General features: G+C 33.0%; 22 protein-coding genes. 18 read left to right on the top strand and 4 right to left on the bottom strand.

All coding sequences use genetic code 11. The features are described from left to right. Window positions 1-36 precede the first annotated feature (36 nt). From FOC43_RS04630 to FOC43_RS04550, 17 genes are all read left to right on the top strand, one after another. Window positions 37-1,002 (top strand): RluA family pseudouridine synthase, encoded by a 966-nt coding sequence (locus FOC43_RS04630; RefSeq protein WP_002776205.1) that lies wholly within the window; start codon window positions 37-39, stop codon window positions 1,000-1,002. Next, window positions 950-2,182: a fibronectin type III domain-containing protein gene (locus tag FOC43_RS04625; protein ID WP_002776206.1), complete on the top strand. Its 1,233-nt coding sequence runs from the start codon at window positions 950-952 to the stop codon at window positions 2,180-2,182. Before FOC43_RS04630 ends, FOC43_RS04625 begins: the two co-directional genes overlap by 53 nt. Continuing rightward, a complete protein-coding gene (gene trmB, locus FOC43_RS04620; RefSeq protein WP_002790045.1) occupies window positions 2,182-3,378 on the top strand; it encodes a tRNA (guanosine(46)-N7)-methyltransferase TrmB in 1,197 nt (398 codons plus the stop codon). Before FOC43_RS04625 ends, trmB begins: the two co-directional genes overlap by 1 nt. A gap of 48 nt (window positions 3,379-3,426) precedes the next feature. Further along, window positions 3,427-4,092: a cell division ATP-binding protein FtsE gene (locus FOC43_RS04615; RefSeq protein WP_002776215.1), complete on the top strand. Its 666-nt coding sequence runs from the start codon at window positions 3,427-3,429 to the stop codon at window positions 4,090-4,092. Next, window positions 4,079-4,885, top strand: a complete 807-nt coding sequence (locus FOC43_RS04610; protein ID WP_002776224.1) for an FtsX-like permease family protein — start codon at window positions 4,079-4,081, stop codon at window positions 4,883-4,885. The genes FOC43_RS04615 and FOC43_RS04610 overlap by 14 nt, the downstream gene beginning before the upstream one ends. Next, on the top strand, window positions 4,882-6,084 hold the full coding sequence (locus FOC43_RS04605) for a murein hydrolase activator EnvC family protein (RefSeq protein WP_002786036.1): 1,203 nt from the start codon (window positions 4,882-4,884) through the stop codon (window positions 6,082-6,084). The genes FOC43_RS04610 and FOC43_RS04605 overlap by 4 nt, the downstream gene beginning before the upstream one ends. Before the next feature lie 51 nt (window positions 6,085-6,135). Beyond that, window positions 6,136-6,852 (top strand): UMP kinase, encoded by a 717-nt coding sequence (gene pyrH, locus FOC43_RS04600; RefSeq protein WP_002776232.1) that lies wholly within the window; start codon window positions 6,136-6,138, stop codon window positions 6,850-6,852. 13 nt (window positions 6,853-6,865) lie between these two features. Continuing rightward, complete coding sequence (locus FOC43_RS04595) at window positions 6,866-7,090, top strand: DNA-directed RNA polymerase subunit omega (protein WP_002776235.1); 225 nt, start codon at window positions 6,866-6,868, stop codon at window positions 7,088-7,090. Next, window positions 7,074-9,269, top strand: coding sequence for a RelA/SpoT family protein (locus tag FOC43_RS04590; RefSeq protein ID WP_004284955.1), 2,196 nt, complete (start codon window positions 7,074-7,076; stop codon window positions 9,267-9,269). The genes FOC43_RS04595 and FOC43_RS04590 overlap by 17 nt, the downstream gene beginning before the upstream one ends. Before the next feature lie 15 nt (window positions 9,270-9,284). Next, a complete protein-coding gene (tyrS, locus tag FOC43_RS04585) occupies window positions 9,285-10,490 on the top strand; it encodes a tyrosine--tRNA ligase (RefSeq protein WP_002786039.1) in 1,206 nt (401 codons plus the stop codon). Further along, complete coding sequence (locus tag FOC43_RS04580; RefSeq protein ID WP_002776244.1) at window positions 10,487-11,578, top strand: nitronate monooxygenase; 1,092 nt, start codon at window positions 10,487-10,489, stop codon at window positions 11,576-11,578. Before tyrS ends, FOC43_RS04580 begins: the two co-directional genes overlap by 4 nt. After that, window positions 11,578-13,527 carry an N-acetylmuramoyl-L-alanine amidase family protein gene (locus FOC43_RS04575; protein ID WP_004284956.1) on the top strand — a complete coding sequence of 650 codons (1,950 nt, stop codon included), beginning with the start codon at window positions 11,578-11,580 and terminating at the stop codon, window positions 13,525-13,527. Before FOC43_RS04580 ends, FOC43_RS04575 begins: the two co-directional genes overlap by 1 nt. Beyond that, the gene (mnmC, locus tag FOC43_RS04570) at window positions 13,524-15,359 is read left to right on the top strand and encodes a bifunctional tRNA (5-methylaminomethyl-2-thiouridine)(34)-methyltransferase MnmD/FAD-dependent 5-carboxymethylaminomethyl-2-thiouridine(34) oxidoreductase MnmC (RefSeq protein ID WP_002780934.1); all 1,836 of its coding nucleotides are present in this window, start codon (window positions 13,524-13,526) and stop codon (window positions 15,357-15,359) included. The genes FOC43_RS04575 and mnmC overlap by 4 nt, the downstream gene beginning before the upstream one ends. Before the next feature lie 132 nt (window positions 15,360-15,491). Beyond that, a complete protein-coding gene (locus FOC43_RS04565; RefSeq protein WP_002776249.1) occupies window positions 15,492-16,631 on the top strand; it encodes a hydrogenase small subunit in 1,140 nt (379 codons plus the stop codon). Window positions 16,632-16,636: 5 nt separating this feature from the next. Next, window positions 16,637-18,352, top strand: coding sequence for a nickel-dependent hydrogenase large subunit (locus FOC43_RS04560; protein ID WP_004284957.1), 1,716 nt, complete (start codon window positions 16,637-16,639; stop codon window positions 18,350-18,352). An 11-nt stretch (window positions 18,353-18,363) separates the two neighbouring features. Beyond that, the gene (cybH, locus tag FOC43_RS04555; RefSeq protein ID WP_002787327.1) at window positions 18,364-19,056 is read left to right on the top strand and encodes a Ni/Fe-hydrogenase, b-type cytochrome subunit; all 693 of its coding nucleotides are present in this window, start codon (window positions 18,364-18,366) and stop codon (window positions 19,054-19,056) included. Next, window positions 19,053-19,586 (top strand): HyaD/HybD family hydrogenase maturation endopeptidase, encoded by a 534-nt coding sequence (locus tag FOC43_RS04550; RefSeq protein ID WP_002780939.1) that lies wholly within the window; start codon window positions 19,053-19,055, stop codon window positions 19,584-19,586. Before cybH ends, FOC43_RS04550 begins: the two co-directional genes overlap by 4 nt. Window position 19,587: 1 nt before the next feature. Here the strand turns inward: FOC43_RS04550 and recR are convergent, their stop codons facing one another. The 3 genes from recR to FOC43_RS04535 are packed head-to-tail and all read right to left on the bottom strand — an operon-like array spanning window position 19,588 to window position 22,071. Continuing rightward, window positions 19,588-20,163 (bottom strand): recombination mediator RecR, encoded by a 576-nt coding sequence (gene recR, locus FOC43_RS04545; RefSeq protein ID WP_002776257.1) that lies wholly within the window; start codon window positions 20,161-20,163, stop codon window positions 19,588-19,590. Further along, window positions 20,153-21,403 (bottom strand): ArsS family sensor histidine kinase, encoded by a 1,251-nt coding sequence (locus FOC43_RS04540; protein WP_004284958.1) that lies wholly within the window; start codon window positions 21,401-21,403, stop codon window positions 20,153-20,155. The genes recR and FOC43_RS04540 overlap by 11 nt, the downstream gene beginning before the upstream one ends. Next, on the bottom strand, window positions 21,400-22,071 hold the full coding sequence (locus tag FOC43_RS04535) for a response regulator transcription factor (RefSeq protein WP_002776259.1): 672 nt from the start codon (window positions 22,069-22,071) through the stop codon (window positions 21,400-21,402). The genes FOC43_RS04540 and FOC43_RS04535 overlap by 4 nt, the downstream gene beginning before the upstream one ends. Window positions 22,072-22,217: 146 nt before the next feature. Between FOC43_RS04535 and dnaJ the strand changes: the two genes are divergently transcribed. Beyond that, entirely contained in the window at window positions 22,218-23,342 is a 1,125-nt protein-coding gene (gene dnaJ / locus FOC43_RS04530; RefSeq protein WP_002790050.1) for a molecular chaperone DnaJ, read from the top strand. 139 nt (window positions 23,343-23,481) lie between these two features. Here dnaJ and FOC43_RS04525 read toward each other — a convergent pair whose 3' ends face one another. Continuing rightward, on the bottom strand, window positions 23,482-24,714 hold the full coding sequence (locus FOC43_RS04525) for a major outer membrane protein (protein ID WP_004284959.1): 1,233 nt from the start codon (window positions 24,712-24,714) through the stop codon (window positions 23,482-23,484). Window positions 24,715-24,883 lie beyond the last annotated feature (169 nt).

Genomic DNA, 24,883 nt, shown 5'->3' with positions numbered 1-24,883 from the left:
AAAACTCTAAATTATATAAAATTTTATAAGGAAAAAATGCAAACTTTTTTGGTTGATGAACCTTCAAGGCTCGATATTTTTTTAGCTAAAAATCTTCAGCAAAGTCGCAATCAAATAGCCTCGATGATAGAAAAAAACTGCGTTTGGGTTAATGATAAAATTCAAAATAAAAATTCATTCAAGTTAAAAGTCGGAGATAAACTTGTTTTAAATTTGCCACTTGTAGAGGAAGCTAAGCCTAAATTTGATATAGATTTTGATATAGAAATTTTATACGAAGATGAGGATTTGTTGGTTTTAAATAAACCTTCAAATTTGGTTGTTCATGGAGCAAAAAGTGTTAGGAGTGCGACTTTGGTGGATTGGCTTATAGAAAAACAATACACCCTTTCTACCTTAGGCGGAGAAGTGCGCGCAGGGCTTGTTCATAGGCTTGATAAGGAAACAAGCGGAGCTATATTGATAGCAAAAAATAATTTTACTCATCAAAAGCTTAGTGAGCAGCTTAGTGATAAAACTATGGGAAGAATTTATCTTGCGTTAATTGATTTGCCACTAAAAGAGGATAAAATTATCATAGATAAAGCTTTGATTCGATCCAGTGCTAATGCTATTAAAAAAATAGTTACAAATAGCTTTGTTAAGGGTTCTAAGGAGGCTAAAAGTGCTTTTGTTAACTTGGCAAAAAGCGAGGAAGTGAGTCTTATTGGGGCTAAGCTTTTTACGGGTAGAACGCATCAAATTAGAGCACATTTAGCTAGCATAAATCGTCATATTTTAGGAGATGAATTATATGGCTATAGGGGGAAATACGAGTGTAGGATTATGCTGCATGCGTATTTTTTGTATTTCATTCATCCTAGAAATGGAGAAAAAATATTTATCCAAGCTCCATTAATGGACGATTTTAAACAAATTTTAGAAAAAAAATTTATTTTAGGAGAGCTTAATGAAAAAATTTCACTTGAGTCTTTGCTTGGGTGCTTTGACTCTTTTATTTAGTGCTTGCAGTGTTTCGCAACTTTCTAATATAGGTTCAAATAAAGAACTTTTAGTCAATGAAAGCTTGCCAAAGATTAACAATCTTAAAAGTCTTAGTGATATTAGCAATATAGCGTTTGAATGGGATCCTTTATATGATGATAATATCAAAGGATTTTATTTATATCGCTCAAATGATGCAAATCCTGAATTTAAACTTGTAGGAACGATTAAAAATAAATTTCAAACCCATTATGTAGATGTTAAGCTTGAGCCAAATACAAAATATTACTATATGATGAGAAGTTTTAATGATCAAGGTCATATTTCAGAAGATGGAAAGGTGATTGAAGTAAAAACTATGCCAAGATTAGAGGCTATTCCTTTTGCACAAGCTATCACCAATCTACCAAGCCGAATTAAATTGATTTGGCGTCCACATCCAGATCCAAGAGTTGCTTCTTATATCATAGAAAGAGCTAAGGCAGATGGACAAGAATTTAAAAAAATTGCCGAGGTGAAAAATCGCTTGAATGCTGAATTTATAGATGAGGATTTAAAACCGGAGGAGAGTTTTAATTATAGAATTATTGCTGTTGGATTTGATGGGGTGCAAAGCCAGCCAAGTTCTATTTTAAATTCTACAAGCAAGGCCTTACCTCCTCAAGTTGAGCATTTAAATGCGAGCTTAGATGGAGCCAATAAAGTAGTTTTGACATGGGACGCTCCTAAATACAAAGATTTTTCGTATTATAAAGTTTATTCTACAAGTTCAAGTTTTCTTCCTTACACTCTTTTGGCTAAAACCGAGCAAAATTCTTATGAAGATATAGTTGAAGGTGCTGCAAAGAGTAAATACTATAAAGTAACCATGGTAGATATAGACGAGCTTGAAAGTCCTATGCCTAAAGATGGGGTAGAGGGTAAAACTTTAGGAATTCCATCTTCTCCTAGTATTATTTTGGCTCAAAGTACGAGTGATGGTATTGATTTAGAATGGGTGGATAATGACTCAAGAGCGGTTGAATACGAAGTTAGACGCTATGGCGGTGATCAAAATGCTATTTTTAAGGGTGTAAAAGAAAAAAGATTAAAAGATATTAAAGCTTTACCGGGTGTAGAATATAGCTATGAAGTGATAGCGATTGATTCTGTTGGTCTTCGTTCAGAGCCTTCAAAGAAAGTTAAGGCGAAGCAATAGTGCCAAATTTTAAAACTAGAAAACTTAAAGAAATCATTCTACCCTTTGAAAAAGATGGGATAGAATTTGTGTGGATGGCACATAATGATAATGTGAATTTAATCTACACAAGGGTCGAGGAAGAAAGCTTTTTTCTACAGATTAAAAAAGGAGAAAATGAATTTGTAGTTAAGGTAGATAAGCATACCAAACCTTCTAAAATAGCCTATTTACATAAGGCTTTATATATTTTTAAGCAATATTTTTGCGAGGATGTTATCAGCGAGGCTTTTGGTATAAAAAATAATGCTTTAGCCGAAAAAACTCCTTTGATTGCTAATGATTTTGAAGAAGTTTTAGAAAGACTTGAGGGAAAAATTTACATCGAAATTGGTTTTGGTTCAGGAAGACATTTTCTTTACCAAGCTAAAAACAACCCTCAAATTTTAATCCTTGGGATAGAAATTTATAATCCAGCCATCACGCAGGTAGCCAAGCTTGCACGCGCTCAAGGTATTGATAATATCTTATTAGTTCAAAGTGATGCTAGACTTTTGTTGAGTGTTCTTCGGTCTGATTCTATAGAAAAAATTTTCCTACATTTCCCAGTTCCTTGGGATAAAAAGCCTCATCGCCGTGTTGTTTCTAAAGCATTTTGCAAAGAATGTGCAAGAGTGCTTACAACCCAAGGGGTTTTTGAGCTTAGAACGGATAGTTATGAGTATTTTGACTTTACTTTTAAGGAATTTTTAGAATTCTCATCACCGCAATTTAGCATTAGAAAAAATGAAAATTTAGAAATTTCTAGCAAATACGAAGATAGATGGAAAAGACAAGAAAAAGATATTTATGATCTTTGGGTGTGGAATTTAGATAAAGAAGAAAAGAATGTTTTATCAGAAGAATTTGATTTTTCAGATATACATTTAAGTAAAAATGATCTGATGCTTTTAGAGAAAAATTTTGAAAATTTTACTTTAAAAAAAGAGGATTTCTTTTTGCATTTTGAAAATATTTATAAGCAAGGGGAAAGTTTATTATTAAAAATAGCTTTTGGTGCTTTTAATAAGCCTGAGCATTGTTATTTACATATAGGAGAGGCGATTAGTTTTGTTTTTAAAGAGCCTTTTAAGATACAAGAAAATTTAAAAGCTATAAAAGAGCTTAAGAAAAGTGTTAAATTTCACTTTAATATGAAACATTTTCTTGAAAATTAAGCAAAAATAAAGCATAATTTACGAATTTTGAAATTCAAAGAGGATGGGATGTCAAATTTAATTCAAGCGCATAAACTTTCTTTAGGTTATGATGAATTGGTTATTAAAGAAGCCAGTTTCACTTTTAAAGATGATGATTTTGTTTTTATTACAGGTAAAAGTGGAAGTGGAAAAAGCACTCTTTTAAAATCTTTTTACGGGGACTTAGAACTCCTTTCAGGGCAGCTTGAAGTATGTGGATCTTTCATGCGAAAGATTGGAAATTCAGAGCTTTTAAAATTGCGTCAGCAAATTGGTATTATTTTTCAAGATTATAGACTTATACAAGAATACAGCGTAGAAAAAAATGTGATGCTTCCTCTTATGATTAAAGGTTATAGTAAAAAAGTTTGTCATGATCAAGCAAGTAAGCTTTTAAAGCATGTAAATTTGACATTTAAAGCGGATAAATTGCCCAATCAACTAAGCGGAGGAGAGCAACAAAGAGTAGCTATGGCTAGAGCTTTAGCACACAATCCTAAGCTTTTGCTTTGCGATGAGCCTACAGGAAATTTAGATGAGTATTCTTCAGATATCATTTGGACACTTTTAAAATCAGCTAGAGAGCTTTTAGGTACTTGTGTTGTAGTGGTTACGCATAGAATTCCGAGCAATTTAAGACTGAATTATCGTCGTTTTAATATAGAAAATGGAAATATGAATGAAATTTTTTAAAACCCACTTATCTTTGATTTTGCCTTTGCTTTTTATGATGTTTGCTTTTGAGTTTATTTTACTTACAAATGCTACTTTAAGACATTATGAAGAGCTTGTCAATAAGGACTATAATATCATCGTTGCAAGCTCTGCTGAGCTTGATAAGAATGTTATCAAAACCAAACTTTCTTCCTTTTCTAGTTTGGAGCCATTAGATCCTAAAGATTTGATAGATCGTTTAAAAAACGATATTTCTGATAAAAATTTAAAAGTTTTACGAGATTCTTTACCTAAATTTTATAGCATCAAGCTTGATTATTTGCCTACACAAAATGAGCTTAATACCATTAAAAACCAGCTTTTAAGCATACCAAGTATTAGTAAGGTCGAGACTTTTGCTAAAACGCATGATAAGGTTTATTCTTTGCTTGTTTTGATGAAATTTGTATTTTGGTTGTTTTTATTTATCATTATCTTGCTTTCTTTTGTTTTGTTTTTAAAACAAATGAGAATTTGGCTTTTTGAACACACTGAACGCGTAGAGATTATGTGTTTGTTTGGTGCGCCTTTTTGGTTTAGATCTTTTATGCTATATAAGATTGTGGTTTTGGATTGTTTTATTGCTTTTATTATTTTATTTGTATTTTTTACACAAATTTATAATCTTTCTATAGTCCAAGATAGCCTAAAAGCGGTTGATATTATCTTGCCTCCTATTAATTTTATCGTGCATTTGGGCGTGATTTTTTTAGTGACTTTGTTTATATGTTTATTCTGTGTAAATTCGGTGATGTTTAGGGTGAAAAAATGAGAAAAATTCTAATTTTTCTTTGTTTTTTTTTATTGTCCAATGAAATGCATGCTAATGCCATTAGTGAAAAAACTAAGAATTTAGAAGAAAATAAACGCATTCAAGAGCAGGTAAATAAAAAGCTTGAAGATTTAGCCAATGATATATTAAGTGGAGAAAAGAGCTTGAAAGAGTTAAGTGCTCAAATTGAAACTCTTAATTCTCAAACTCTCAAGCTTGAAGCTCGAGCCAAGGCACAAAATAAAGACTTAAATTTACTCACAAGTCAAAACACAGATCTTTTGAAAAATAAAGCCAATATGGAAGGCAAACTTATAGCCTTGATGGCTAAGGATTTTGCCTATGATTTGCCTATACCGCAAGGTTATGTTGAAAGCAAGGAAAGTTTTATGGCTTTTGAGGTTTTGGGTGGCTTGGATAAAATTTTGCAAGATGAAATTTTTAAACTTTCTAAGGATTATGAAGATATAAGTAAATTAATCGATGATAAGCAAGAACAAATTAAAAAAATTAATGAAGATTTAAAAGATTACAATACCCAATTAGCAAAACTTCAAAATTTAAGACAAAAGCAAGTCAGTGAGATTAAAAAACAAAAAACCGATCGGGCAATTTATGCTAAAAAACTTGAGAATTTGCAAGATCAGCAAGATGAATTAAGAAAAACCTTAAATCAATTAAAAATTATAGAAAGCAAGCAAGAGGATAAAAAACAAAGTCAAAAAACTGCCAGCGATAGCAAAATTGTCAATAATACTCAAAAAATTCGCCAAATTGGATCTAGCTACCAAGGAAGCTCTACTAAGCGTTATACAGGTAAAAAAACTATAGCCCCTTTAGAATCGTTTACCGTAAAACAAAAATTTGGAAATTATATCGATCCTGTTTATAATATTAAAATTTTCAATGAAAATGTTGTTTTAAGAAGCAATAAAGCCGATGCTGTAGTGAAAAGTGTTTTAGATGGAAAGATAGTTTTTGCCAAAGATACAAGTATGCTAGCAAGAGTTGTGATAGTCGAACATGATAATGGAATTCATACTATTTATGCACACTTAGATAAGATAGCACCTAATATCAAAGTCGGTAAAAATGTAAAAAAAGGTGCGGTAGTGGGTAGGATAAAAAATGATTTAACTTTTGAAGTAACACAAAAGAATTTTCATATCAATCCTTTAGAACTTATTAGTTTAAATTAGCTAATTTTAATGCAATTTTCAATATAATTTCAAGTTGATTAAGGAGAAAAAATGCAAGAGAGAAAAAGAGTTTTAGTAAAATTTTCAGGAGAAGCTTTAGCCGGAGAAAATGGTTTTGGTATTGAAAATTCTATTTTAAAATTCATAGCAAATGAGATTAAAGAACTGGTTAAAAACAATATAGAAGTAGGCATAGTGATAGGGGGTGGAAATATCATTCGCGGTGTTTCAGCAGCCAAAGGCGGTCTTATCAAACGCACAAGCGGCGATCACATGGGAATGCTTGCGACTGTTATTAATGCTATTGCTATTCAAGAGGCTTTAGAAAGTTGCGGACTTGATGTGAGAGTACAAAGTGCGATTCAAATGGAAGCTTTTTGTGAAACTTATATTATGAGAAGAGCTCAAAGACATTTAGAAAAAGGTAGGGTTGTAATCTTTGCCGCAGGAACGGGAAATCCTTATTTTACAACCGATACAACAGCTATCTTAAGAGCGGTTGAGATTGATGCACAAATGGTTATTAAAGCAACAAAAGTAAACGGAGTTTATGATAAAGATCCTAATAAATTCGATGATGCAGTATTTTTACAAACCCTAAGCTATGATGAGGCAATGCAAGATAATATTAAAGTTATGGATGATACTGCAATCGCTCTAGCTAAGGATAATTCTTTGCCTATAGTTGTATGTAATATGTTTGAAGAAGGAAATTTGCTTAAAATTATACAAGGCGATAACAGTCTTTGTTCTATAGTTAAAAATTAATCAAGGAGAACTAATGGAAAACAGAATCGAAGAAATAGCAGCTAAAGCTCTAGAAAGAATGGGAGATGATCGCTACCGTCTTTCTTTGGTTGTTGCAAAAAGAGCAGAACAATTAGCCGATGGTGCAGCACCTTTAGTGGATATTGATAAAAGTAAATTAAAATTTGCAGATATTGCTTTATATGAGATAGCAGAAAATAAAATCACTTTAGAGGGTCTAGTTGAAACCAGTCGATGAGGAATTATTGCTCGAAAAACTCATTGAAGATATTAAAAATTGTAGAGATTTAACAAGAGCAAAAGAACTTCTTTTTAGCATTTGTCAAGAGGATGCTATTGTAGAAAAAGCTGTGGATTATTGCATAAAGTCCCACGAAGGTCAGGTTAGAAAAAGCGGAGAACCTTATGCAGTTCATCCCATCTTGGTTGCAAGCTTGGTTGCTTTTTTAAGTGAAAACAAAGCCACAATTTTGGCTGCGCTTTTACATGATGTGATCGAAGATACGCAATGTACCGAAGAAGAACTTAGGGATCAGTTTGGATCCGAAGTTTTAAAGCTTGTTTTAGGTCTTACAAAGATTGTAGAAATCAGAGAAGATAATCTCATTCCTTCAAAATCAAAAAAAAGTTTAACCAAATCCGCTCTTACATTTAGAAATATGCTTTTAGCAAGTATTGAAGATGTCGGGGTTTTGGTGGTAAAACTTTGCGATAGACTTCACAATATGCTAACCTTAGATGCTTTAAGAGAAGATAAGCAAAAGCGTATTAGCGAAGAAACTTTGGTCGTTTATGCACCCATAGCACATAGACTTGGAATTTCTAGTATTAAGAATTATTTAGAAGATTTAAGCTTTAAGTATTTGATGCCTGATGAGTATAAGCTTATCGATAATTATATTAATTCAAACGACCAGCAAATGCAACTAGGACTTAATGAATTTATTTCTAAAATCGAGCTTTTATTTCTTAGCAATGGCTTTAGGCAAGGAAGTTTTCAAATTCAAAAACGCATCAAACACAGTTATTCTATCTATCTTAAAATGCAAAGAAAAGGTGTGGGTATAGAAGAGGTGCTTGATTTGCTTGGTGTACGAATTTTGGTTGAAAATGTGAGCGATTGTTATTTGGCTTTAGGGGTTTTGCATACAAATTTTAATCCCTTGGTTTCGCGTTTTAAAGATTACATAGCTTTACCAAAACAAAATGGCTATCAAACTATACATACCACTCTTTTTGATACAAAAAATATTATCGAAGCACAAATTCGTACTTTTGATATGCATAAAATCGCTGAATTTGGTATAGCTGCACATTGGAAATACAAAGAAGATGGGAGTGTTGTAGCTCCGCGACTTGATTGGCTTACTGATATTTCGATGCAAAGTACGAACAATCTTGAAAACGCAGAAGATTATAATGCTATCGAGCTTTATGAGTATGCAAAAGATAGTCTTTATGTAGAAGATGTGGCTGTTTATTCTCCAAAGGGTGAAATTTTTACTTTGCCAAGAGGAGCTACTGTGCTTGATTTTGCTTATGAGGTGCATACTAAAGTAGGACTTCATGCAAAAAGTGCTTATGTTAACCGTGTAAAAGTCCCTCTTTTAACCGAGCTTAAAAATGGAGATATAGTAAGGGTTGTAACTTCCAATGATAGGTTTTATCGTTGTTCTTGGGTTGATAGTGTAAAAACAGGAAAAGCAAAAGCGAGCATAAGAGAATTTTGTAAGCAAAAAATGAGAGAAATCAATCTTTTAAGCGCGATTAATATGTTAAGTTTTATTTTTAGTGTAGATAAAAACAAGATAGAAAATTGGATTGAAAGAGAGAATTTAGGCAGACGCATACGACAAGTAGCCAGTGATAGTGCTTATTTGAAAGATATAGTCAATGGGCTTAAAAAATACGCTAAAAAATCTTATTGGTTTGACAAATACGAAATCAAAGAACAAAAGATTGGGAATTTTTTATTGTATTCTAATCATAAAATTGCTAATGTGGATTTTGATTACTGCTGTCATCCAAAAAGAGGCGATGCTGTACTTGCATTTATTGAAAATGGAAATGCTATAGTTCATCATAAACTCTGCGATAGGGCAGATAAGATGATAGACAATAATAAAGACATGGTTTTGATTAAATGGGATTCTAATATCCCTAAATCATACAAATTAATCTTTTCTTTAGAAAATAAAAAAGGAATTTTAGCAGAGTTTTTGGCAGTTTTGGCTAAAATGCAGATTAATTTATTAACGATTAGTTTGTCAAGTGATATTAATACAGTGGTGGATTATTTTGAGATCACGATAGAAATTCCTGACAATATAAATCCTGATAATGTCCGAGACAGGTTGAAATCTTATTGTAAAATTTTAGATTTTACTTCATTAAATGACGCTTATAAAGAAGCTTAAACTAAAAGGTAGAAAATGGATATAAAAAATATACTTGCAGAAATCAAACGAGGGTGCGCAGAAATCATCGATGAGGAAAGAATTGAAAATTTGATTAAAAATTATTACGAAAAGGGAGAAAATTTTTTCGTAAAAGCAGGATTTGATCCTACAGCACCTGATTTGCATTTAGGTCATAGTGTGGTTTTAACCAAAATGGCATATTTGCAAAAACACGGAGCTATAGTTCAATTTTTAATCGGTGATTTTACAGGACAAATTGGCGATCCTAGTGGAAAAAGCGTTACGCGTAAAAAACTTGATAAGGAACAAGTATTACAAAATGCTAAGACTTATGAGGAGCAGGTATTTAAGATTTTAGATCCGCAAAAGACACAATTAAAATTCAATTCTCAATGGCTTAACGAACTAGGAGCTACTGGGATAGTAGAGCTTACTTCGACCTTTAGTGTAGCAAGAATGCTAGAGCGTGATGATTTTACGAAGCGTTTTAAAGAGCAAAGCCCTATTTCTATATGTGAGTTTTTATATCCTTTACTTCAAGGATATGATAGTGTTGCTTTAAAATGCGATATAGAAATGGGCGGAACAGATCAAAAATTCAATCTCTTAATGGGAAGAACCCTGCAAAGAATTTACAATATCGGAAAAGAACAAGCTGTGATGATGATGCCTCTTTTAGAAGGCTTAGATGGTGTAAATAAAATGAGTAAAAGCTTAGGGAATTATATCGGCGTTACAGAAAAAGCTAATGATATGTATGCTAAAATTCTAAGTATTAGTGATGAGTTAATGTGGCGTTATTATGAGCTTTTAAGTACTAAAAGTTTAGAAGAAATTGAAAATATGAAAAAAGAAATTTCTAGTGGCAATTTACATCCTAAGCTTGCTAAGGAAAATTTGGCGCTAGAGATTACTACGCGTTTTCACAATGAAGAAAGCGCTAAGGCTGCAAAAGCCGAATTTGACAGCGTACATAGCGGAAATGCTTTGCCAAGCGATATAAAAGAATTTGAGATAGAGGGTGAAATTTGGCTTGCTAAAGCTTTAGTAGAATGCGGTTTGGAAAATTCTACCTCTGCAGCAAGAAGAAGCATTAATGCAAATGCGGTGAGTGTAAATTCACAAAAAGTAAGCGATGAGCAAATGCAACTTGGCACAGGGGAGTATATTTTACAAGTAGGTAAGAGAAAATTTGCAAAATTAAAGGTGAATATATGAGTTTAAAATCCCTTCAAATAGGAAAACACACTATAAAATATCCCATTTTTCAAGGTGGAATGGGGCTTGGTATAAGCTGGGATAAATTGGCTTCAGCAGTGTCATTAAATGGCGGTCTTGGTATCATCTCATCTGTTGGAACAGGATATTATGAAAATCGCACCCATATTAGCAAAGAATTGAATGCTAAGCCTTATGGTAGTGAAAATTTTTATTCACGAGAAGGCTTGCAAACTTTGATAAATAATGCAAGAAAAGTTTGCGGTGATGCGCCTTTGGGTTGTAATATTTTATGCGCAAGTAATGATTATGCAAGAATTGCTCGTGATGCTTGTGAAGTGGGTTTTAATATTATAGTTTCAGGTGCTGGACTTCCTACCAATTTACCTGAATTTACAGCAGATTTTCCTGATGTTGCTTTAGTTCCTATAATCTCTTCACCTAAGGCTTTAAAAATCATCTGTAAAAGATGGCAAAGTAGATACAACCGTCTGCCTGATGCTGTTGTGCTTGAAGGACCTAAGAGCGGCGGACATCAAGGTTTTACCTATGAGCAATGTTTAGATCCTAATTATCAACTTGAGAATTTAATCGCACCTGTGGTTGAAGAGGCTAAAAATTGGGGTTCTTTTCCAGTGATTGCAGCGGGTGGAATTTGGGATAAAAAAGATATAGAAAATGCCATTTCTTTAGGTGCTAGCGGGGTTCAAATGGGAACTCGTTTTATAGGTACTTTTGAATGCGATGCAAGTGATGAGTTTAAAAATGTATTGCTTGCATGTAAAAAAGAAGATATAGAACTTATCAAATCTCCAGTGGGATATCCTGCAAGGGGAGTAAGGACTAATTTACTTGATTTAGTCGATAAAAGAATGGGACCAAAGATCAATTGTATCAGCAATTGTGTAGCGCCATGTGGCCGAGGCAAAGAGGCGACAAAGGTGGGTTATTGTATAGCAGATAGGCTTTTTGATGCATGGTCGGGAAAAAAAGAAACAGGATTATTCTTTACAGGAGCCAATGGCTATCGTTTAGAAAAATTAATCAGTGTTAAAGAGCTTATGGATAAACTCGTCAATGGTGAATAATGTTTAGAATTTTAGTTTTTTGTATCGCACTTTTTAGTATTTGTTTTGGGGCATATGAAAATGAGCTTGCTAATTTTGATAAGAATTTTATCGCGTCAAAAAATGATGCTCAAGTTAAGTTCCATCATCAGCTAAAAAGTCTTTATATACAAAGTGTGATCAATGAAGATGAAAAAACTAAAATTGAAATTTTAAAAAGATTGATTATAAGTTCTAATGCTTTAAATTTGGATGATAAATCTTATGCGAACGAATTAGAAGAAAGCGGAGTGAGTAAGGCTAGCATCAATGCTTTAAGAAAAGCTGTGATTAAGGATAAGCAAAAAGTTCAGCCTGATTCTAAAAATGTCGAGGTTTCAAGCTTTGAACCTCCTAAAAGTACTTCAAAACCCCCACAAACCAAACAAGAAAGCACAAAAACACAAAACAATAAACCCCAACAGACAAAAAAAGTAGATAAGGTTTATGTTTTAAAATCAAGTAAGACAAGTCAAGGAGTGGTACTTGATTTAAATACCAATTTAGAGCAAAAAGATATAAAAAGTTTTGCCTTGGATGAAAAAGGAAATTATCGTTATATCAGTGATTTTGAGGGTATTTTAGAAGGCGGAAGAAAAGAATATAAATTTGATGATTATCGCATAGTAATTTCACAATACAATCCTAAGATGATTCGTATCGTTGCTTATGCTAAGGAAAAAATTCCTCTAAACTTTGATTTTGAAGATGAAAAAATAAGTATTTCTAAAAAATCACAAGCTATACAAAAAAGTACTCCGAGTAAGCAAGAGTCAAAAACAGCAGCAAAACAAGAAAGTGAAAAAGTAGTCGCAAAACAAGAGTCCAAACCAGTTAAAACTCAAGAAGCTAAAACAAATACCAAAAAAGAACAAGAAAATGATGAACCTTTATATGTTTTAGATGTAGATAAAAGTTCTAATTCTGTTGTTTTAAATTTAAGCGATGAGCTTGATGAAAAAGATATTACAAGTTTTAGCACAAAAGATCAAAAATTCTTTAGACAAGTAGTGAGCTTTCAAGGAATTTTAGAAGGTAGTCGCAAGAATTTTACTTTTGGGCAAAATGCTGTTACAGTTACTCAGTATAATCCAAAAACAGTTCGTATTGTACTCAGCTCAACTAAAGAATTTAAGCTTTTTAAAGATTTAGATGATAAAAGTTTGACTTTAGGTTTTAGTGGCAGTACAAGCAAAAGCACTTCAAAAACTGCTAGTAAAAATGTTTTAAATTCTAATTTCAAATCCGATAAACTCATAGTCTTAGATGCAGGACATGGGGGTAAGGATAGCGGTGCTTTAAGCGATAAAAAAGGGAGTTTAAAAGAAAAAGATATAGTTTTAAGCACGACCTTAAAGCTTGGAAATGAGCTTAAAAAACGCGGTTATAAAGTACTTTATACAAGAAGTTCAGATAAATTTATCAATCTTAGAGATAGAACAAAATATGCCAATGATAAAAGAGCGGATTTGTTTTTATCTATCCATGCAAATGCAGCGCCTAATGCATCAAAAGCAAAAAGCAGTGAGGGTGTGGAGACTTTTTTCTTAAGTCCTGCTAGAAGTGAAAGAAGTAAAAAAGCTGCTGAAAAAGAAAATCAGGGTGATTTTGAAGAGATTAATTATTTTTCAAAGCAAAGTATTTTGAATTTTTTAAACAGAGAAAAGATCGTGGCTTCAAACAAACTTGCTATAGATGTGCAAAAAAATATCTTAACCCAAACTCGTAAGAAGTATAAAATTGTCGATGGTGGAGTAAGAGAAGCTCCTTTTTGGGTTCTTGTTGGAGCTCAAATGCCTGCTATTTTGATAGAAATTGGATATATCACTCATCCAAGTGAGGGAAAAAGAATCGCAAATAAAAGTTTTCAAGACACTTTGGTTAAGGGTATAGCTGATGGTGTGGAGAATTATTTTTATAACAATAGATGAAAAAAGCTAATTTAATCTTTAAAGACAATACCCCATTTTCTTTGGATTTTGATGATTTTTATTTTAACTCAAAAGATGGTTTAAATGAGAGCAAATTTGTTTATAGTGAGGCTTTTGAATTTGAAGAAAATGATACATTTATCATTGCTGAAAGTGGCTTTGGTATAGGGCTTAATTTCTTTTTAACCCTTAAAAGATTTCTTCAAGCAAAGAAGCGTCCTAAAAAATTATTTTACACCAGCATTGAGGGTTTTTATATTGAAAAAGACAAGCTTAGAGAAATTTATCAAAAGCTTGGATTTTATGAAGAATTTAAAGAAATTTTAGAAGCTTTTTTAAAGTTTTATCCTAAGGCTAAAAAAGGGTATTATCGTTTTTATTTTAAAGATTGTTTTTTGGATTTAATCTTTGATGATATTGCTATTCTTAGAGAGCTTGATTTTAATGCTGATGTTTGGTTTTTAGATGGTTTTTCTCCGAGTAAAAATTCAGCCATGTTTGATGAAAATTTCATAGCTCAAGTTGCTCGACTTTCAAAGACTAATACCCAAATTTGCACCTTTTCTGCTTCGAGTGCTTTGCAAAAAAATCTTATAAAATATGGCTTTGAAATCCAAAAAACCAAAGGTTTTAGAAAGCGAGAGATGATCAAAGCTTTTTTACGCAAAGAATATCCAACCCTAGATAAAGAAGCTTATTTTCAAAGAATTCCAAGTTTATATAAAAATAAAAAAGTAGCCATCATAGGTTCGGGCATATGTGGTGCAACTTTAGCTTATGAGCTTTCTTTGCGTGATTTTGAAGTCAGTGTTTTTGAAAAAAACGATAGTTTAGGATGTGGCGCAAGTGGCAATGAAAGTGGAATTTTAAGCTCTTTGATTTTAAAGCCTGATGTTGCTTTGGGTGAATTTTCTCAACTTGCTTTTATCGAGGCGAGTCGTTTTTATAAGCAAATTTTAGATTTAAATCTAAAAGGAGTGATAGAATTTGCTCATACTCCTTTGATGCAAGAGCGTTTTATAAGCCAAAAAGATAATATTTTATTTAAGATTGATAAGAATGAAGCTTTTTTAGAAGATGGCGGACACATCAAGCCTAAAGAAATTTTAAAATCTCTTTTTGAAAAAAGTCAAGCAAAAATGTATTTTAATCACGAATATGATTTTTTTCAATACCAAGAAGACAAATTTATTTTGCATTTTAAAAACCAAAAAGCAATGCAAGATTTTGATATTTTAATCTATGCTATGGGTGCTGATACTAAGGATTTTTTAGTTTATGATGGAATGCTTTTAAGTAAGGTTAGAGGACAGGTTACTCATCTAAAACCTTTTTTGGATAATGCATTTGCCCTTTCTTCAAAAGCTTATATTTGTCCTAGTGATGGGGATTTGCAAGTTATTGGCGCAAGTTATGATAGGCTGAATTCAAATCCAAATCCACAAAAAGCCGATGATGAAGAAAATTTGCAAAACATACAAGAGTTTTTAAAAGGCGATGAGGAAATCATCATCAAAGGCTCTAGAGTAGGTTTTAGATCTTATTCTAGCGATAGGTTTGCTATTGTGGGAGCAGCTTATGATGAAGCTTTTTATAAGCAAGAATATAAAGCTTTATTATGGACAAAAAACAAGGCGCAAGTTCTGCCTCAAAATATCCCTAATTTATATCTTAATCTTGCTCATGGCTCAAGAGCTTTTAGCACTTCTGTTTTGGCTGCAAGATATCTTTGTGCTTTGATTAACGAGGAGCCTTTGGGGGTGTTTAAAAATTTTATTCCTTGTATACATCCTGCAAGATTTTTGATCCGCAAGCTAAAGAAAGGGATATAAATTTTTTAGCTTTTATTAATATATCTTTAAGTTTTGTTTATATTTTTCTATTGAAATTTAAATTTTAATACATTTTTAATTTGCTTTGTTTTATTATTAAGTGGAATAAATTACATTAATTAAGGAATTTCAATGATTGATTATAATCAAATAGAGTCCCGTTTAAGCGCACTTGAGAAACTTCCTTCTTTAAATCCTGAAAATTCTATACCAAAAGCTTTGGAAAGATCTGGCTTTACTAGAAGAGATTTTATGAAATGGGCAGGGGCGATGACAGCATTTTTAGCATTGCCAGCGAGTTTTACCCCTATGGTGGCAAAAGCTGCAGAACTTGCAGATAGACTTCCTGTGATTTGGCTTCATATGGCTGAATGTACGGGCTGTAGCGAGAGTTTATTAAGAAGTGATACTCCAACTATTGATAGCTTAATATTTGATTATATTTCTTTAGAATACCATGAAACCGTTATGGCTGCAGCGGGTTGGCAGGCTGAAGAAAATTTAGAAAGTGCCATTGAAAAATATAAAAACAAGTATATTTTAATGGTTGAAGGTGGTATCCCTATGGGAGATACAGAGAATTTTTTAACCATAGGGCCACATGGAAAGAGTGGATATGAGCTTTCTAAAGTAGCGAGTGAAAATGCTTTGGCGATTTTTGCGATAGGAACCTGTTCGAGCTTTGGCGGAATTCAAGCTGCAAGACCAAATCCAAGCAATGCTCAACCTCTAAGCAAGGTAACAAGCAAAACCGTTATCAACGTGCCAGGTTGTCCGCCAAGTGAAAAAAACATAGTAGGAAATGTTTTACATTATCTTCTTTTTGGTGAGTTACCTGCGCTTGATGTTTATAATAGACCAAAATGGGCTTATGGTTTAAGAATTCATGATCTTTGTGAAAGACGCGGACATTTTGATGCGGGTGAATTTGTACAAAACTTTGGCGATGAGGGTGCAAAAAATGGTTATTGTCTTTATAAAGTAGGTTGTAAAGGTCCTTATACTTTTAATAACTGCTCTAGAGAAAGATTTAACCAACACACTTCTTGGCCTATCCAAGCAGGACATGGCTGTATAGGTTGTTCTGAGCCAAATTTTTGGGATACTATGGGACCTTTTGAAGAGCCTATGGCAAGTCGTAAATTTGATACTGTTTTTGGATTAGGAGCTGATAATGTATCAGATAAAATAGGCATAGGTGTTCTAACGCTTACAGGCGTTGCTATCGCAGCGCATGCGGTGATCGCATCCATGAAAAAGAATGAGGAATAAAATACATGAGTCAAAAGATAATAGTAGATCCAATTACAAGAATAGAAGGACACTTAAGGGTTGAAGTTGTTGTTGATGATAACAATGTGGTAAAAGAAGCTTATGCGGGCTCTACTTTGTGGCGTGGTATTGAAACCATTGTTAAAGGGCGTGACCCAAGAGATGCGGGTTTTATGACGCAAAGAATTTGCGGAGTTTGTACTTTTTCACATTATAAAGCAGGTATAGTTGCTGTTGAAAATGCTTTAGGTATTACTCCGCCTTTAAATGCGCTTTTAACAAGAACTTTAATGAATGCAGCGCTTTTCTTACACGATCATATCGTACATTTTTATCAACTCCATGGGCTTGATTGGGCAGATGTTGTAAGTGCTTTAAGTGCTGATGTTAAAAAAGCAAGTGATGAGGCTTTTAAATACACTTCAAATCCTTATGCAACAGGTGCAGATAAACTTCTTGAAGTGCAACAAAGACTTAAAACTTTTGTAGATAAAGGAAATTTAGGACCTTTTGCAAATGCTTATTATGGTCATCCTACTTATCGCTTAACTCCAGAGCAAAATTTGATCGTTTTATCGCATTATTTAGAGTGTTTAAGAATTCAAAGAATCATAGCTCAATGTATGGCTATTTTTGGTGCTAAAAATCCACATCCACAAAGCTTAACCGTTGGTGGTGTAACTTGCGTTATGGATTTGCTAAGCCCTGCTAGAATGGGTGAATATATGGAAAAATTCAAAGAAGTGCAAGACTTTGTTAATCGTGCGTATTATCCTGATCTTGTTATGGCGGGAAAAGCTTATGCAGATGAACCTAGTGTGCTAAATGATATTGGGGTAAACAATCTTTACACTTTCCAAGAATTCCAGCTTGGTAGAGATGAGTGGCTATTTGAAAGCGGAATCATCAAAAATGGCGATTTAAGCAAGGTATATGAAGTAGAAGAAGATAAGATCACTGAAGAAGCGACCCATTCTTGGTATGCAGATAATGAGCCTTTGCATCCTTATGAGGGTAAAACAAATCCAAATTATACAGGGCTTGTAGAGGGTGAAAGTGTAGATCATCATGGAAATACAGTGCATTCTAAGGTATTTGATACTAAGGGTAAATATAGCTGGATTAAGGCTCCACGCTATGAAGGAAATCCTATGCAAGTAGGACCTTTGGCTAATATCGTTGTAAATTATGCTAAGGGTAATCAAAATGTTGTTCCTGTGGTAGATGAGTTTTTAAAAGAAACAGGACTTCCTTTAAATGCTGTATTTAGCACTCTTGGAAGAACTGCTGCGCGTTGTTTGGAAGCAAAAATTGTAGCTAATAATGCTTTAAAAGCCTTCCGTAATTTAGTAGAAAATTTAAAAGTAGATGAGAGCACTTGTGCGCCTTATGTGATCGATAATTCTAAAGAGTACAAAGGACGCTATATGGGGCATGTGCCACGCGGAACGCTAAGTCATTGGTGCAGGATTAAAAATGGAGTGATAGAAAATTGGCAAGCAGTTGTTCCTTCTACTTGGAATGCAAGTCCAAAAGACGCAAATGGCGTAGGTGGAAGTTATGAGCAATGTTTGATAGGACTTAAAATCGCTGATGTAAAACAACCACTTGAAATCATTAGAAAAATTCACTCTTATGATCCTTGTATTGCTTGTGCGGTGCATGTAATGGATACTAAGGGAAATAATCTAAGTAAATATAAAGTAAACGCGAGTTTATAAAAGGGGCTTTTATGCAAAATAAAGAAGAAAAATTGCAAAGAAAGGCTGAATATGAATTTAGCATAGGTTTGCGTTTAACACATTGGGTAAGAGCTTTTGCTATAGTGGTTTTGGTTATAACAGGATATTATCTTTCTTATGTTTTTCAAAATCCTATAAGTAATGGTGAGCCAGTTAATTTCATGCAAGCAAAATACAGAATGGTGCATCAAGCCGTCGGTTTTGTTTTGATTGCTTGTGTGATTTTTAAAGTTTATCTTTTCTTTTTTGATAGGATAAGTCGTAAGGAGCGTATCAGCATAGTAGATGCATTTAATCCAAAATTATGGATAGAGCAGATTAAATTTTATCTATTTTTAGGTAAGCATCCACATCTAAAAGGTGTTTATAATCCTTTGCAGTTTGTAACCTATATATTTTTCTATATTGTTATGGTGGGGATTATTTTAACAGGATTGATTCTTTATACTCATACTTACCATGAGGGTTTGGGAGGATTGTTGTATGAAGTGTTAAGACCTTTAGAAGCCGCACTTGGAGGCTTGGCTGATGTTAGAACTTATCATAGAATTTTAATGTGGGTTATTTTAATCTTCGTACCCGTTCATATCTACATGGCATTTTTCAATGCGATCAAAGGTAAAGATGGTGCGATTGATGCTATAGTTAGCGGTTATAAATTTGTTAAAGAAGAGAAAAATTGAAATTTCTTGTCCTTGGTATAGGAAATATTATGTTTGCAGATGAAGGCATAGGCGTTCATCTTTGCAAACTTTTAGAAAAAAATTATAAATTCACTCATTCAAATCACAGCTTAGATTTTGTCGATGGAGGCACCTTGGCCTTGCAACTTAGCTATATTATCGCAGAGTATGATAAGATGATAGTGCTTGATTGTATAGATGCAGATGATTCAAAAATCGGCGATGTATTTTTCTTTCCTTATGATGCAATGCCTAAAAAGATCAATTGGAGTGGTAGTGCGCACGAAGTAGAAATGCTTCAAACCTTACAATATATGGAGTTAATGGGAGATTTGCCTCATACACAAATTTTAGCTTGTGTTCCAAAGCGTATCAAGCCTATGAGTTTTACTCTATCGCAAGAGATTGTTAGCGCGGGTGAAATTATGGAAAAAACTTTGCTTGAGTATTTAACTAAAGAGGGTTTTAGTTATGAAAAAATAGCAAATCATTCTTTGCAGGAATTAGCTGACATTTCTTATAAAAACTGATTTAAACTTTGGTGCGAAAATTGATGGCTTTGTTTAGAGATATAAAGTCAACATTTTCTAAATTTACTCCACTTGGAATACCTTGTGCGATTTTGCTAAATTGTAAATTTAAATCTTTAAGCCTATCTTCTATATAAAAAATCATTGCATCGGAATTTAAATTATGAGTGAAAGCAAAAATGAGTTCTTTGCTTTGTAATTTTAGTATCATTTGTCTTAATTGAGCAAGCTTTTCATCGTTTAATTCATCTAAAACAAAATACAAGCCCCCATAACTTTTACTCTCTTCTATAACCAAAACATCTTTAGGGCTTTGCACTATACATAAGCAATTTTTATCCCTTTCATCATCGGTGCAAATTTCACAAAGTTCGTTTTCGCTTAAAGACCCGCATTGTTGACAGGGTTTTATAAAACGTATAGCATTTTCTATATTGTGTGCGAGCTTCATACCTTCGAGTTGATTTCCTGTGCAAATATGATAAGCAAGGCGAATAGCAGTTTTTTTACCGATAGTGGGTAATTTTGCAAAACTTTCTACAAGTTCGTTAAATTTTTCTATACCCTTATGCGTCATTGTTTGTTTTTACTCCGAAAAAAATTTTAAAACAATGCTTACCTTCTTCGTAAAAATAAATAATATCAAAATTATGCAGTTTGCATACTTCAAAAACGATATAAAGTCCTAAGCCCATACCTTTGACTTTCTGATATGGTTCGCGTGTAAAAGCCTCAAAATAATGCTCTATAGGTTCTCTTAATGGATTGCCAGGATTTTTTATCACAAAACATTCTTTACAGCAATAAAGCTCACAAGTTCCATTGCTAGAATATTTTAAAGCATTATCAATGAGATTTTTTAAAATCAAAGGAAAAATTTCCATATCTACATTAATCAAGGCATCGTGTTTTAAATTGAGCTTGACGACTCTATTAAAATCATCACGCATCAAATAATCTTTAGCTTCATTGAGTATGGTGCTAAAATGCACAGGTTTAAACTGAAGATTGTAGTTTTTTGAAAAAAGATTTTCAATTTTGGCAAATTCATTAATCAACGAATCCATTTTTAAAAAAATATCGATCAATCTTTCTTTCTGCTTTTCTTCTTGCAGCATTTCAGATATAATCCTACCTTTTCCAATAGGCGTTTTAAGCTCATGCATGATGGTGCGTAGAAAAAGTTGTCTTGATTGTATGAGTTCTTGATTTTTCTTAAAAGCTTTTTGAAATTCAAGGGCTATTTTACCTACTTCATCTTCTTGATAATTCTCAAAATCAGCTTTTCCGCCATTAACCACTTCTGCGACCTGTTTTCTTAATTTTTTAAGTGGTTCAAGGGATTTTAATACTGAAAAATACATAAAAACAACCAAAAAAGAAAAAAAGAAAAAGCCTATCAACAAAAGATTATAAACTCTATTGTTAGTATCTTCTTCAAATAAAGCGCTAAAGTCTTTGCATTGGACATTAAGATAGAGTTTGTTTTGATATTTTAAAGAGGTGAGAGTGCAGGCATTTTCTCCATTTCCTGCGCGAAAAAGGCTTTGTCCTTCTAGTCTTGCGATTTTTACAAAATAATCATTTTGTATAGCAACAAAGCCGCTATTGTTAAGATGAGCTCCTATATCCACTCCAGAAGCATTGCCATAAGAATTGATGATATTTTTTATAAAACTTTCTTGTTTAAAACCTTCTTCTTCGCTGTAGGTATTGCTTTCTATTTTTAAAAGCACGATAAATAAAACGCAAACCAAAAAGAAAGTTACAACAAATAAAATAACAAGTTTGGTATAAATAGAATAATTTCTAGTCATCCTATAAGTTTATATCCTATACCTCTAACTGAAAATATATGTTTTGGAGCTTTAGAGCTATCATTTATCTTAGTTCTTAAGCGACCGATGATAACATCAAGGCTTTTAGAATCTTTATCTTTAAGATTTTTACAGCGACTTACAAGCTGTTCTCTAGATACACTATAGCCGTGTTGCTGGATGAGATATTCTAAAATTTCATATTCCGCAGGGGTTAGAGTTAAGACTTTGTTTTGATAAGTGATTTCGTGTTTTCTTTCATCGATTTTAAAAGCTGAATTGATATTTTCATTGTTGGTATTTTCAGCTCTTTTTGTGCGACGAATAAGACTCATGATTCTTGCGTGCATTTCTTTTGGATCGTAAGGTTTTGGTAAATAATCATCCGCGCCAATTTGGAGCCCTACAACCTTATCGCTTAAATCTCCTCTAGCAGATGAAATGATGATAGGAATATTGTATTTTTGTCTGATTTCTCTACAAACTTCAAGGCCATCAATTCCAGGTAAGGTTAAATCTAAAATTAAACAATCATAGCCTTGTATACCTACATTTAAAGCTTCTTTAGGATTTTCAAAATTTGTGATTTTGATATTAAACTGAGTTAAATATTCTGACAATAATTGGGCAAAATCAGGATCATCTTCTATCATCAACACATTAATCATTTTGTTATCCTTTATTATTTATGGTAAGATTTATATATTTACATAATTTTATTTAAATTTTGATAAATTATTGAGTTTATTTTTGCTAAAATTATATTTTTTATTTTTACAAATTTTATAAATATTTTATTATTTAAAGGAAAAATATGGAGTTAAGCTACTATGAAATTTTAGAAATTACTCAAAGTGCTGATAAAGATACCATTAAAAAAGCTTATAGAAAAATGGCTTTAAAATACCACCCTGATAGAAATCAAGGAGATAAAGAAGCTGAAGATAAATTCAAGCTTGTAAATGAAGCTTATGAAGTTTTAAGCAATGAAGAAAAGCGCGCTATTTATGATAGATATGGCAAAGATGCTTTAAAAGGCGGTGGCTTTGGATCAGGGGGAGCAGGTTTTGGTGGCTTTGAAGATTTGGGTGATATTTTTTCTAGTTTTTTTGGTGGCGGTTTTAGTGGAGCATCGCAACGCCGCAAAAAATCAAGTGATGAAAAATTTCAAGCTGAACTTGTAGTAAATTTAAAACTTAGTTTTAAAGAAGCGGTATTTGGCTGTAAAAAAAATATAGATTTTACTTACAAATCTTCATGTAAAACTTGTAGCGGAACAGGAGCTAAGGATGGAAAACTTCAAACTTGTCCAAAATGTAAGGGCAGGGGACAAGTAGGAATTTCTCAAGGTTTTATCACTTTTGCGCAAACTTGTCCTGATTGTAAGGGGAGCGGAGAAAGCGCAAGTGAGAAATGTAAAGATTGTAAGGGTAGGGGCTATGAAGAGCTTAAGGATAGTGTAGAAGTAAACATCCCTGAAGGTATAGATAATGGGATGAATTTAAGAGTCGCAGCTAAAGGCAATCTTAGCAAAAGTGGCAATAGAGGGGATTTGTATGTAAAGGTTATCGTTGAAGAGGATGATACTTTTATAAGAGATGATGAGGATATTTATATAGAATTTCCGGTATTTTTTACCCAAGCTATATTAGGACAAAGTATAAAGGTGCCTACTATACGAGGGGAAGCGACTTTAAATTTGCCAAAGGGTGCAAAGGATGGACAAAGATTTGTGCTTGAAAGAGAGGGTGTAAAAGATGTGCATAGCTCTCGCATAGGCAATCAAATCGTACAAATTGCTATCAAATTTCCAAATTCACTCAATGATGAGCAAAAAGAACTTTTAGAAAAACTCAGCGAAAGTTTTGGGATAAAAGATGGTATGCATCATGAACAAAAAGGATTGTTTGAAAAAATAACCCATTGGTTTAAATCTTAATTTTCTTCAAGCTTTTTAGCTTGGGAAAATTTCTTTGAATTTAAGCTAGAAAGATATTTTATATAAATTTAAGTTTTAAAAATAAGGCATAAAAAAAGGTGGAGTAAAACTCCACCTTGAACTTAGACTTTAGAGCTTCTTAGAATTTGTAAAGAGCTTGAAGTCTTACAGCATCATGATGAGTGCTATCTGTATCTTTATCAACATTTACATAAGAATAGAATGCTGAGAAGTTAAGTTTTGGAGAGTATTTATAATCTACTCTTGCAACTGCTTCAAGTTTGTCTCCACCAGAATGATTTTCTGTTTTAGTTCCACCGTATACGAAGTCAGCGCCTACACGAACTGTTTCGTTGAAAGTATAACCTGCTTTAACAAATCCGAAGATATTTCTACCAGTGTCACCATTTAGTTTTGAACCATTTGTATAGAAAATTTCCTCACCTGCAAGTAAAGAGCCAAGATTACCTTGATCTTCGATTACAGTTACGGTAGTTTTATCTTTTTTACCGTAGTATAAACCACCAAGAGTTGCATCCCAACCATTTACTTCAATACTACCGTTTAAAGCAAAGAAGTTACCATTTCCATTTCCAAGATCTTTGCGCTCATTATCAAGGCTGTTTCCTAAATAAGCACCTTCAAGAGTCCAATTTACCCCATCAAAGATAGTAGTGTTATAAGCTGCATCTACAGCATAGAAGAAAGCATTGTCAGTCATATAAGCTAACCATAATTGTGGGTTTAATTGACCATTAAATACTTCATAAGAACCGATAGCTGCAGCACCATAAAGATTTTCATTGAAATTTAAAGCTGTTAAGTCTAAATCTCCTCTTTGCTCATCGCTGTTATAGCTATCTACAGCAAAAGCAGCTAGGGTTAAACCATCAATGCTGTTGTTTACTACTTTAACACCTGTTCCTACTAAACCATCGATTGCATTATCAGTCCAGATGGTGTTAAGTTGTTGTTTACCTAGGATTACACTTGTAGCTACATTTTCATCTGTGTAAGTTAGGTATAATTGGCGAACATTTAAAGAAGTTTTTGTATTGCTAACGCTATTAGCTCCATAACCACCATCTTTTGCATTGTAGTCAAGTTGAACGAAAGCTTTGAAGTTGTCTGCTATAGCACCGCTGAAGTTAAGTTGAGCTCTGTATTTGTGATCTTGTTTTCCAGAGATACCGCTACCTTCATTTTGAGCTACACCATTGATATCGCTCCACTCATTGCTTGTTTCGTATCTATATCTTAAAACACCTGATACATCGATATCTTTGATCGCTTCTTCAAGTGGAGTAGCATTCGCCACTGAGAAAGCACCTGCAGCAAGAGCTGCTACTAAACTAAGTTTAACTAGTTTCATGAGAATTCTCCTTGTTTAAAATTAAATAAAACGCTGTAATTGTAGCACATAAATCTATAGTTTTTTCTTAAAAAGCACTTAAAATAATAAAAATTCTAAATTTTTAGAGTGGAAAATATAATAAAAATAGGCCTAGCTTGGTATTTACTAGGTCTATATTAAGGAGTTT

This window comes from Campylobacter coli (genome assembly GCF_009730395.1).
GTDB lineage: Bacteria > Campylobacterota > Campylobacteria > Campylobacterales > Campylobacteraceae > Campylobacter_D > Campylobacter_D coli.
The sequence above is the reverse complement of the archived record's forward strand: the minus strand, read 5'-3'. Positions and strand labels throughout refer to the sequence as shown.